Annotated in this window: 8 protein-coding genes and 1 pseudogene; all 9 read left to right on the forward strand. The window is 43.0% G+C overall.

All coding sequences use genetic code 11. The annotated features are described in order from the left end of the window. Positions 1-536: 536 nt before the first annotated feature. Positions 537-1235 (forward strand): orotidine-5'-phosphate decarboxylase, encoded by a 699-nt coding sequence (pyrF, locus tag N4310_RS05125; protein ID WP_262092323.1) that lies wholly within the window; start codon positions 537-539, stop codon positions 1233-1235. 1 nt (position 1236) lies between these two features. Continuing rightward, complete coding sequence (gene pyrE / locus N4310_RS05130) at positions 1237-1878, forward strand: orotate phosphoribosyltransferase (RefSeq protein ID WP_262092324.1); 642 nt, start codon at positions 1237-1239, stop codon at positions 1876-1878. Positions 1879-1889: 11 nt separating this feature from the next. After that, positions 1890-3131, forward strand: coding sequence for an MFS transporter (locus N4310_RS05135; protein ID WP_262092325.1), 1242 nt, complete (start codon positions 1890-1892; stop codon positions 3129-3131). 138 nt (positions 3132-3269) lie between these two features. After that, the gene (locus N4310_RS05140) at positions 3270-4532 is read left to right on the forward strand and encodes a glutamate-cysteine ligase family protein (RefSeq protein WP_262092326.1); all 1263 of its coding nucleotides are present in this window, start codon (positions 3270-3272) and stop codon (positions 4530-4532) included. Between the two features lie 213 nt (positions 4533-4745). Beyond that, positions 4746-8807, forward strand: coding sequence for a type II CRISPR RNA-guided endonuclease Cas9 (cas9, locus tag N4310_RS05145; RefSeq protein ID WP_262092327.1), 4062 nt, complete (start codon positions 4746-4748; stop codon positions 8805-8807). Next, complete coding sequence (cas1, locus tag N4310_RS05150) at positions 8807-9673, forward strand: type II CRISPR-associated endonuclease Cas1 (RefSeq protein ID WP_262092328.1); 867 nt, start codon at positions 8807-8809, stop codon at positions 9671-9673. The genes cas9 and cas1 overlap by 1 nt, the downstream gene beginning before the upstream one ends. Then, on the forward strand, positions 9670-10014 hold the full coding sequence (cas2, locus tag N4310_RS05155; protein ID WP_262092329.1) for a CRISPR-associated endonuclease Cas2: 345 nt from the start codon (positions 9670-9672) through the stop codon (positions 10012-10014). The genes cas1 and cas2 overlap by 4 nt, the downstream gene beginning before the upstream one ends. Beyond that, positions 10004-10669 (forward strand): type II-A CRISPR-associated protein Csn2, encoded by a 666-nt coding sequence (csn2, locus tag N4310_RS05160; RefSeq protein WP_262092330.1) that lies wholly within the window; start codon positions 10004-10006, stop codon positions 10667-10669. The genes cas2 and csn2 overlap by 11 nt, the downstream gene beginning before the upstream one ends. A 252-nt stretch (positions 10670-10921) precedes the next feature. Next, positions 10922-11374 (forward strand): annotated as a pseudogene (locus tag N4310_RS05165) (IS30 family transposase); the annotation flags it as partial. Positions 11375-11562 lie beyond the last annotated feature (188 nt).

The following is an 11562-nucleotide window of genomic DNA, read 5'->3' on the forward strand; positions in this document are numbered from 1 at the left end:
TCATTTTTATGAAATTGATGATGAGGAGTCAGAATCCTGACATTATTTTCAAAAAGAATAAGCAACGGGAATGATTCGTCCATCCTGCTTCTTGACGTTTGTAAGGAGTCTCTGAGAGCTGATACTAATTCCACCTTAAAATCAAATACTCAAATTAGTTTGCACTCACAGGTAGCGAGAGGCAGGCATAATTGAAGTTAGGCAAGTCGAAGCTAGGGACGTGTGGATGTAAATAGAGAGAGTATGAGGGGCTCAGTGATGGCTGATTTTCCTTCCCTCTCATACCAGGAGAGTCGTTTAGACAGCTTGGACTTGGTCTTGTGACCAGGTCCTTTTTCTTTCCGAAACAACTATCATTTTAAAAAAAGGATTGACAATTATTCGGAATATGATAAACTTTAGACAATTTAGGTTAAATTTCGTTCGAGAATAGATCCATGCAGTTGCTATTATCGGAAAGGTTCGGGCAGATTTGGTCTGAAAAGAAGAGAGGAGTATTGCTGACATTAACGGTATTAGTTGAATAGGAGGTCCCTATGGATAAAACCAAGCCCATTATTGCCTTGGATGTTGCCTCATCCCAGGAGTTCAATGCCTTGTTACAGGATTTAGCTCCGGAATCACTCACTTGTAAAGTTGGAATGGAATGTTACTATAGCCAAGGACCGGCGGTAGTCAAAAGCTTGTTAGAAGCTGGTCATCAGGTGTTTTTAGATTTGAAACTGCATGATATTCCAAATACAGTTGCCAAGAGCGTGGCTGTGCTGAGCCAGCTAGGCTGTCACATGTTGAATGTACATGCTCAAGGAGGCATCAAGATGATGCGAGCTGCTGTGGAAGCTCGAAATGCCTCCAGTCATCAGCCGCTCTTGATTGCCGTGACCCAGTTGACCTCAACTAGTCTGGAAGAATTTCAAAGTCTGCAGGACTCAAAGCAGAATCTAGTCCAAAACGTTCTTCACTTGGCTAAACTGGCCAAAGAGGTTGGCATGGACGGGGTGGTCTGTTCTCCACAGGAAGTGCCCCTTATTAAAGAGGATTGTGGAGCCGAATTTTTAACGATCACACCTGGTATTCGTCAGCATCTGGCTCCAGAGGATGACCAGGTTCGAGTTGCGACCGTTCAAGAAGCTAAGAGCTTGGGGACGGATTACATTGTAGTGGGACGGCCGGTTACAGCTGCTTCCAATCCTAGCCAATCCTACCAAACGATTTTGAATGAATGGAGATCTTGAGATGACGTTACCAGTATCCCACCAAGTCGCACAAATTCTATTAGAGATGCAAGCTGTTAGTTTATCTCCAGAAACTCCTTATACCTGGACCTCGGGCTTAAAATCCCCTATTTATTGCGACAATCGCTTAATCATGAGTTTCCCTAAGCAACGATCCTTTATTGAAGAGCAGCTGGCATCGAGGATTCAGACCGCTTTTCCACAAGTTCAGGTAGTCGCCGGCGTTGCGACAGCAGGAATTCCTCATGCCAGTATGGTTGCCCAATTACTGGATTTACCCCTAATCTATGTTCGCTCTGATGCCAAAAAACACGGGAAGAAAAATCAGATTGAAGGACGATTGCCTGAACATACCAAAGTTGTTCTTGTCGAAGATTTAATCAGTACTGGGAAAAGTGTTTTACAAGCAGCCAAGACACTGGAGGAGCATGGAGCAGAAGTGATCGGTTGCGTCGCTATTTTTAATTACTTATTACCGGTTGGGAAAGCCGCTTTTGCGGAGGCTGGCTATGCCTATACGAGTTTAACGGATTATGAGGCCCTCATTCAACAGGCTTTGTTAAAGGAAGAGTTACAGCCTTTCCGGACCTTATTGGAAAATTGGCACCTGGACCCAGAAGCGTGGTCCCAAGGAATTGAATAAAGGAGTAAGAAATGAGACTGTCAAAAAATGATCGTAATGCTCTAATTTCAGCTATTGTTGCCTCGGGAACAGATGATTTGAATGTTATGTTTTTATCTTTTTCCCTTACCTCCATCATTGCTTCGCTAGCCATTAGTAAGGTTGAGGCGGGTTGGATTGCTACGATTACCAATCTTGGTATGCTCCTAGGGGGGATTGTTTTTGGGATCTTAGCGGATCGTTACAATAAATTTAAAGTCTTTCGTTGGACAGTGGTTATTTTCTCTTTAGCAACAGCCCTCATCTTTTTTACACCAAATCTTCAATACCTCTATGCTATGCGTTTTATTGCTGGTATTGGTGTTGGTGGTGAATATGGCGTTGCAATTGCGATTATGGCTGGATTAGTTCCAAAAGAAAATATGGGAAGAGTGTCTTCTATCAACGGAATCGTCGGACAAATAGGTTCAATAACCTCAGCAGCCTTGGCTGGACTGATTGCCCCGATTTTTGGTTGGAGAGGACTATTTTTGTGCGGTCTTTTACCCCTTCTGATTGTTGGTTGGTCGCTCATCCATGTTGATGCTGACAAGGTCAGCGATTTCGATGAACAGACAGATACGGCTGCTCCAGGCGACAGAGGGAAAATTGGGGATTTATTTAAAACCCGACAAATAGCCTCACAAACGCTTTGTTTAATGGTCATGACAACAGTCCAGATCGCAGGGTATTTTGGCATGATGAACTGGTTGCCAAGTATTATCCAAGAACAAGCAGGTGTTTCGATGAGCGGCTCTTCGATTTGGATGATTACGACAATTCTCGGTATGTGCTTGGGAATGGTTGTTTTTGGTCAGTTACTAGACCGCCTGGGACCTCGCAGGGTCTATAGCGTCTTTCTGCTGGCCTCTTCCCTGTCGGTTTACCTCTTCAGTTTCGCGAAAACAGGCCTGACTATTTTGATCGCCGGAGCCATTGTTGGATTTTTTGTCAATGGAATATTTACCGGTTATGGCGCCATGATTACCCGTCTCTACCCGCACCATGTTCGCTCCCTCGCCAACAATACCATCCTCAACGTCGGACGAGCCATCGGCGGCTTTTCCTCAGTTGTCATCGGCTATATTTTACAACACTCCACCATTCCAGTCGTACTCCTTTTCTTAGCCAGCCTTTACCTCTTTAGCTTGCTGGCGATGTTAAGCATTTCCAATTTGAAAAAAGAAAACTATCAACAACTAAGACCCCTAGCTGAGGATTCTATAAAGAGCTGAAGCTCTCTCAGCAAGGCTCGGGAAAGTGTGTTTACAAAGTAGATTTTAGGGAGAACTGTAGCGGTTCTCTCTTTTTCGTCTGTAGACCCCAAAAATTTTGGTATACTGGTAGGAACAAAGAAAAAGGGGGGCAGGTTCGTGAAGCAATTTTTCCAGGAAAACTATCTTGCAAAACTCAAGGAAAATCCAGAACTTTTTATTGGGATTGAACTGGAATTTCCCATTGTTCACTTGCAGGGACAGACCACCAATCGGGAGGTATCCCTAGCCTTGCTGGACCACCTGGTTCAAACCTTGGATTTTAAGGTTGTCGGGCTAGATAGGCATCATCAGCCCATTGAAATAAGGGCTGAAAATGGAGATGTGATTCTCTTTGAAGTCAGCTATAATACCCTAGAATTTGCATTTGCTGAGGCTGAGACCCTTTTTCAAGTTGCCGATCGTTTTAAGGTCTATCTTGATACCATTCAGAACTTCTTGCTTTCAAAGGATCACCAGTTGTTAGGTCTGGGAATTAACCCCAATTGGAAGGTCAATGACAATCGGCCAGTTGCGACAGGGCGTTACCAAATGCTGATGGATTATTTAGCCTTGGGTGCTAACCATGAGCAGCTCCATGCTTATCCTGATTATGCAGCTTACATTTGTGGCAGCCAGGTCCAGTTCGATGTGAGCAGAAGTCAGTTTCTGCGAGTTCTAAATGCCTTCAATAAAATTGAGGCTGCCAAAGCCTACCTGTTTGCCAACTCATCCTTTGAACCCTTGGAGAACTATGCTCTAGCCCGAGACTATCTCTGGGAAGCTTCTATGCATGGTCTTATTCCTGAGAATGTAGGTCTTTACCCGGACGATTTTACGACAGAGCAAGCCTTCATGGACTATCAATCCCGCTCTTCTCTTTTTTACATTCAACGAAAAGGAGAGTATTATTATTTCGAACCAATTCCGCTGGTCAGCTATCTCGAGCAGGAAGAAATTCAGGCCTATGACCTATCGGGTCAGCTGGTTCGCCTGCAGCCAGAGGTGGCAGATCTGCAGCACCATCGCTCCTATCATTATCAGGAGTTGACCAAGCGGGGGACTCTGGAGTTCCGCAGCATTTGTACCCAGCCCCTTGGAGCAACCTTCGCACCGGCCGTCTTTCATTTGGGTCTCCTCACCAACCTCGACGCCCTCGAAACTCTCCTTGATGGCCATTCCTTTTTTACAACCTACGGCCGAGATTATGCACAACTTCGGCAGCAGTTTTCGAAAAGCCTTTTGGGACAAAAAGAAAAAGAGGCTATGGAACTCTTCTCCCAGCAGCTAGTCAGCTGCGCAAAGGAAGGTCTCCTACAAAGAGGATTGGGGGAAGAAGTGTATTTACAGCCACTAGAAAAAGTAATCTCGCTAGCCCGCTAGCGAGATTTTTTAGGGTTTTCGAAAAACAAAAAAATCCCCAGTCAAGAACTGGGGAAGTAGACCGAATCGGTCTCTTGCTTGGATACGAATAAATCTTATTTTAACTCGCTGTGCTGTTTCTAATAGCTCCAATAGCAGTAGTATAAATCCTTGACAGGTATTTGTCAAGGATTTATACTCAAAATAACAACTAAAGAATTTAGAGGTGCTAGTATGACAAAAATCCCTTATTCAATAGGTCTAGATATCGGTACTAACAGTGTCGGATGGGCTGTCCTAACCGATGATTACAAGGTACCGACGAAAAAGATGCGGGTGCGGGGGAATACGGACAAACAACGGATCACCAAAAATCTGATTGGCTCCTATTTGTTTGATGCGGGTGAGACAGCCGCAGATCGTCGAAGCAAGCGGATTGCACGACGGCGTTACACGCGTCGGAAAAAACGACTGATTTACTTACAAGACATTTTCCAGCCAGAGATGAGCAGAGTCGATGAAAATTTTTTCCACCGGCTTCGGGAATCTTTCCTCCAAGAGGAGGATAAACAATATGAAAAGTATCCTCTGTTTGGAACAAAGGCAGAAGAACAGGCTTACTATCAGCAATATCCAACAATCTACCATCTGCGACATGAGTTGGCAAACAAGACGGACAAGGCAGACTTACGCCACATCTACTTGGCTCTAGCCCACATGGTGAAATACCGTGGCCACTTTCTGATAGAGGGGGAATTTAAGCTAGGGGAGGCTAGTCTAATAGATAGCCTTAGAGATTTTTTTGAGGAATATGGAGAAAAATTTGAGTTAGATCTATCAAACTTGCTCCAGCAAGATACCTTAGAACAATTAGAAACCATTTTGACAGTGAGAGACCCAAAATCAGCTCGTAAGGATAAAGCAAAGGAACTGGTATCCAAAATCTTAGGCCCTAAGGTAAAGTTGGAGCCTTTCTTTAAGCTGATGGTAGGACTAGAAAGCAATTTAAAAGCTGTTTTCGACCTAGAAGATGCGGCCAAGTTAGATTTGAGTAAGGAGAGCTATGAAGAGGATGTAGCAGCTCTTTTAGAAATACTTGGGGCAGATTATGAGGACTTGTTTACCTATATCGGACAAATTCATCATCAAATTATTTTGAACGGTTTAATCATTGCACCAATAGGAGATAAAGCTCCACTTTCTGCCAGTATGGTGGCACGCTATGAGCAACATAAGCAACAATTGGCTGACTTCAAGGAATTTGTCAGGAGTGAGTATGGGAAGAAAGTCTATGATGAATTTTTCCATAAAGGGAGTAAGAAGGGCTATACGGCCTACATTGGAAATTCAGATGACCAGAGTTCAAAATTACTTAGTCAGGACTCATTCTACAAAGAGATTAAGAAGCTAATCGGAGAGAATCCGGCAGCCACTCCCTTTAAAGAGGCTATGGACAAAGAGGAGTTTCTACTGAAACAACGAACGTTTGAGAATGGAAAAATCCCTAATCAGCTTCATTTGTTGGAGTTCAGGGCTATTCTTGAACAGCAAGCAATCTATTATCCCTTCCTAAAAGCAGAAGCGGAGAAACTAGAATCCATTTTGACCTTTAGAATCCCTTATTATGTCGGTCCTTTGGCACAAGAGGGGCAGAGTCCTTTTGCTTGGATGGAGCATAAAAAGTCGGGAGCTATTCGTCCCTGGAACTTTGAGGAGCTAGTCGATAAGGAAGCTTCTGCAGAAAAATTCATTAAAAACATGACGGTTCGAGACACTTATCTACCCGATGAAATGGTCCTACCCAAACATAGCCTTCTTTACGAACGTTTCCTAATTCTGAATGAACTGACCAAAGTTCGTTTTCAGGCAGAAGGGATGACCAAGGATGCATTCTTAGAAGCTGATCAAAAACGGAATATTTTTGGATCTCTTTTCAAGAAGAAGCGGAAAGTCACGGAGAAGGACCTAAAGACTTATTTGGAGACGATGGAAGGCTACCATGGGGTCGAAATTGTCAGAGGGGTGAAAGAAGGTTTCAATGCTAGTTATGGTACTTACCACGACCTGAAGAAAATCCTCCCTCAGTCTGTCTTGGATAATGACAAAAATGAAGAGATTCTGGAACAAATCATTAAGATCTTGACACTATTCACAGATCAGGATATGATTAGAAATCGCTTACAAAAAGAATGCAAGTCGATTTTGACAGAAAAGGAGATAAAGGCCCTATCTCGCCGTTCCTATACTGGTTGGGGCCGCTTTTCCCATAAATTGATTCATGGTTTGTGTGACAGGGGGAGCCAGAAAACGATTCTAGATTTCTTGTGGGATGACGGGAAAGCCAATCGGAATTTCATGCAGTTGATTACTGACGAGGCCCTTAGTTTTAAGGAGCAGATTGCAGAAAGTCAAGGTCAAAAGGTCTATCTGACCAATGAGGAAATGGTTGCTGCCTTAGCAGGCAGCCCCGCCCTAAAAAAGGGGATTCTACAAACCCTCAAGATTGTCGACGAGATTGTAGAGGTGATGGGCTATCCGCCTAAAGAAATCATTGTTGAGATGGCCAGGGAAGACATGTCAACGGCTAAAGGAAATAATCTGGCAGCCAAGCGGAGGAAGAAATTAGAAGCAGGTTTGAAGGACTTAAATTCTCATCTAGTAAAAGATTTAAAAAATCGTGAGGATGCTGAGCTTAGCGGTGAGAAAGTTTATCTTTACTATCTACAGGATGGGAAAGATCTTTATACAGGAGAAGCCTTAGATTTAGATGAATTATCCCACTATGATGTGGATCATATTGTCCCTCGAAGCTTTTTGAAAGATGATTCGATTGACAATAAGGTATTGACTAGTCGGAAAGCCAATCGTGGGAAGCTAGATGATGTACCGAGTGCAGACGTTATTGCCACACAACGAGCTTCATGGAATCGTCTTAAAAAGGTTGGCTTTATTACGGAAAAGAAATATGCCAACTTGACCAAAGGAAAACTGACAGAGAGAGACAAGGAAGGTTTTGTTAACCGGCAACTGGTTCAGACACGTCAGATTACCAAGCATCTAGCTCAACTCCTTAGTCTGAAATTTAATGTCCCGGGTGCCTCAGCAGTCGACATCATCACCTTAAAATCTGTCTTTGCTAATCGTTTCCGTTCCACCTTTAAACTCTATAAGAGTCGAGACTTAAATGATTACCACCACGCTCACGATGCCTATCTTAATGCTTTGGTGGCTAAAGTCCTATTGAAACTCTATCCAAGTTTGAGGAAGAGTTTGGTCTACCAAGCTTATCATTGTCAGACACCAGAAAAACGACAGGAATACCGAGCTATTGGGAAGTCATCTGCGGATGAGCGTCTCCGCTTTTCGGAGAATGTACTCCGCTTATTCACAGTCGATAAGCTGGTTCAAGTGGATACAGGAGAGATCATCTGGGATTGGCAGGAAATTTTACCGATTGTGGAACGAGTTCTGTATGGTACATCAGTAAATGTGGTTCGGAAGCCAGAGATTCAACGAGGTGAATTTTATGATGCAACCAACTATCCGAAGGGAACTGGCAAGCTCCGCCCCTTGAAATCTCATCTAGCCGTTGAGAAATATGGTGGAAAAAAATCCTTGAACCCGACTTATGCGATTGCCTTCTATGGTCAGAAGGGACGGAGTAAAAAATCAGAGTGGCATTTTCTCTCAGTGAACATTATGGATGAGCCAATTTTTAAAGCAAACCCTGCCCAGTACCTTTTGGATCAAGGTTATCGCCTAGTTGGGGAAATGTATCGTCTACCAAAGTATTCCTTGTTTGAAAATGAGAATGGCGTTCGTCGTTATCTAATCAGTGCCAATGAGCTCCAGAAAGGGAAGCAGTTTATTCCTTTGCGTAGTATCGAAGAGCGTCAGCAGTTAGCACGTTTATTACAAGCTATTTCAAAAAGAAGAGTGTTAAGAGACTTTTCAGAAGATGAGGCCAAAGACCTTCTGGCAAAATTTGAGACCAGCCTTCTCGAATTTTTGGCTACCGAAGTGCTACCAGAAAAGAAATGGAACTCGTTGAAGCAGCTACTGGAAGGTGCCCAAACGGAACCATTAGAAAAAAGAGTGGAGGAAGTAGTGAAATTATTAACTCTTACTGAAATGAGAGCTGCTAGTAGCGTTGAGAACTTTTATGGAGAAGCGATTAAAGGGCATCGGTACAACAGTGTCGGAGCTCCCTTCTGCAAAACAGCCACTCTCATCCAACAATCCCCTACCGGTCTCTATGAAACACGGATCGATTTGCGGAAGTTAGGGGAAGAGTGATGGGCTGGCGAACGATTGTAGTCAACACTCACTCTAAACTTTCTTACAAAAACAATCACTTGGTCTTTAAAACAGTAGGACAAACGGAGTTGATTCACTTATCGGAGATTGACGTCCTACTCTTGGAGACCACTGACATTGTCTTGACTACTATGTTGATTAAACGCTTGGTGGATGAGCGTATTCTTGTTATTTTTTGTGACGAGAAGCGTCTACCTACAGCCCTGCTCCAGCCCTACTATGCACGTCATGATTCCAGTCTACAGATAGCTAGGCAAATGAACTGGAGTCCGGAATTGAAGGGAGTGGTCTGGACAGAAATCATTGCCCAGAAGATTCTGAACCAAACTGCTTACTTGGGAGAACAAGGTTGGTTGATAGCATCACAATCTGTGCTGGAATTGTATCGAGGACTCGAGGTAATGGATCCTAGCAACCGAGAGGGACATGCAGCGAGAACTTATTTCAATACCTTGTTTGGGAAGGAATTTTCGAGAGAGCTGGATAATGATCTTAATGCTGGTCTTGATTATGGCTATACCTTGCTCATGAGTCTCTTTGCACGTGAGATTGTTGTGGCTGGTTGTCTCACGCAAATTGGATTAAAGCATACCAACCAGTTTAATGCATTTAATCTAGCCAGTGATTTGATGGAGCCCTTTCGACCATTAGTGGATCAAATTGTTTATGACAACCGTCATTTTCCGTTTGAGAGGATAAAGCGAGAGCTATTTCAACTCTTCACAGAGACTTACTCCTACGGGAATAAGAAGATGTATTTGACCAATATTGTCAGCGATTATACTAAGAAGGTGGTGAAAGCCTTGAATGGAGATGGAAAGGAGATTCCTGTATTTAGGATATGAGTTACCGATATATGCGAATGTTGTTATTTTTCGATCTGCCGACGGAGACGCTGGAGGACAAACGAACGTATCGCCAGTTCCGGAGATTTCTCATTAATGAGGGCTTCCTCATGCACCAGTACTCAGTTTACAGTAAACTTCTACTGAACCAAAGTGCAGCTACAGCTATGTTGGCTCGGCTGCAAGAGAAGAAACCTAAAGCTGGAGCGGTATCCGTCCTAATCGTCACAGAAAAACAGTTCTCCAGAATGGTTTATCTGACGGGGTCAGTAAACACCCATGTGGCCAACAGTGACAGCCGTCTGGTTTTCTTAGGGGAGGATTACTCGGATGAATCTTAATGCCTCCATTTTGGATCAACCAGTCCCCATAGAAGGACCGACAATTCTAGTGGTCGAAGATGTGCGCGTGTTCTCGACTTTTGCACGCCAGTGCTATCACTATAGAGATCAAAGAGAACTTCTATTTTTTGATCAAAATTTGAATAAGCTCAAAGAAAGTGAACTGATGCTGGTGACAGACCTTATAGGACATGACCTAAATTCACCTGCTTTATTAAAAGCCATCTATACAGACTTAGAGATGGAATTGAACTTAAAGCCGGAAACCAAGAATAGGATTGAGCGCCTAGCTAGTGAGATACGTGAACTAATTGGACGGGAATGCTTGGCAAACGAGCTGGATTTGATTTATGATACCATCACTCTCCAAGAACTCTTTAAGGTATTGGGAATCAAATTGGAAACAGATAGCGAGAACTTGCTCGACAAAAGTTGTTCGATTATCCAAGTATACTGCTATTTGCAAAGAAAGCACTTGCTGGTCTTTGTGAATAGCTTGAGTTATCTAAGTAGGGAAGAACAGGTCTCGCTGCTAGAGTATATCCAACTTCAACAGCTACCGGTGCTCTTCCTAGAACCACGGAAAATTCTGGGACAGAAGCAGTGGATTTTAGATGAAGATTACATTCTATTTGAGGAGAGTGTGCTATACTAGTCATAGCAGAACCATTGGAAACTGAAGTCTAGCTGAGGCGAACAGTGCGATTACGGAAGTTCGGAGTCTGTCCGAGGTTTTAGAGCTGTGCTGTTTCTACTGGTTCCAAAACCAACAACTCCAGTCTGCTGACTTTCATCTTGGTTTTAGAGCTGTGCTGTTTCTACTGGTTCCAAAACAAGCTGGAACAGGTCTTGCTGCAGTTGGTAGTTTTAGAGCTGTGCTGTTTCTACTGGTTCCAAAACTAGTACCGTAGGTAATAACCGTCTAGAAAACAATCATTATGAGATTAATACAGCCGTATTAACGAAGGAGAAGAATACTTGTCTGCTAGCTTTGACGTACCGTCGAAGCCGTTATCAGATTATGCGGATGATTCCTAATAAGAGTAGCCATTCAGTTAATCAGGAACTGGGTAACATCTTAGAAGAACATTCTATAGAATCTTTAACAGCTGATAATGGAGGGGAATTTGGTCGTCTATCTGAGGTATTCTCTTCGGAACATATCTACTATGCACATCCGTATTCTTCCTGGGAGAAAGGGACTAATGAGAATCACAATCGTTCAATTCGCAGATTGTTGGCAAAAGGTACAAAGAAAACGACTTCTCAAGAAGTCGCTTTTATAGAAAATTGGATTAACAATTATCCTAAAAAATGTTTGAGCTACAAGTCGCCGAATGAATTTCTTCTGAGTGGCTAACTTCAACTTGAAATTTAGCGAAAACAAAAAAATTAAAATTTTTTAAAAAAAATGAGCAAAAAGGGTTGCCAAGAAAGCTGTAGTGTTGTATACTAAGAAAGTCCTGAAGGAAGAGTTCCTTAAACGGGACAGTTAGTTGATAAAGGTTCGGTTCATCCGAACCAAGTCAAAAAAACTTCAAAAATTTT

It is taken from the genome of Streptococcus danieliae (assembly GCF_025447695.1).
GTDB classification, from domain to species: Bacteria; Bacillota; Bacilli; order Lactobacillales; family Streptococcaceae; genus Streptococcus; species Streptococcus danieliae.

Bases quoted from the DNA above. Each gene is read 5' to 3' on its own strand.
- pyrF (WP_262092323.1), top strand. From the start codon at position 537: ATGGATAAAACCAAGCCCATTATTGCCTTGGATGTTGCCTCATCCCAG.
- pyrE (WP_262092324.1), top strand. From the start codon at position 1,237: ATGACGTTACCAGTATCCCACCAAGTCGCACAAATTCTATTAGAGATG.
- N4310_RS05135 (WP_262092325.1), top strand. From the start codon at position 1,890: ATGAGACTGTCAAAAAATGATCGTAATGCTCTAATTTCAGCTATTGTT.
- cas9 (WP_262092327.1), top strand. From the start codon at position 4,746: ATGACAAAAATCCCTTATTCAATAGGTCTAGATATCGGTACTAACAGT.
- cas1 (WP_262092328.1), top strand. From the start codon at position 8,807: ATGGGCTGGCGAACGATTGTAGTCAACACTCACTCTAAACTTTCTTAC.
- cas2 (WP_262092329.1), top strand. From the start codon at position 9,670: ATGAGTTACCGATATATGCGAATGTTGTTATTTTTCGATCTGCCGACG.
- csn2 (WP_262092330.1), top strand. From the start codon at position 10,004: ATGAATCTTAATGCCTCCATTTTGGATCAACCAGTCCCCATAGAAGGA.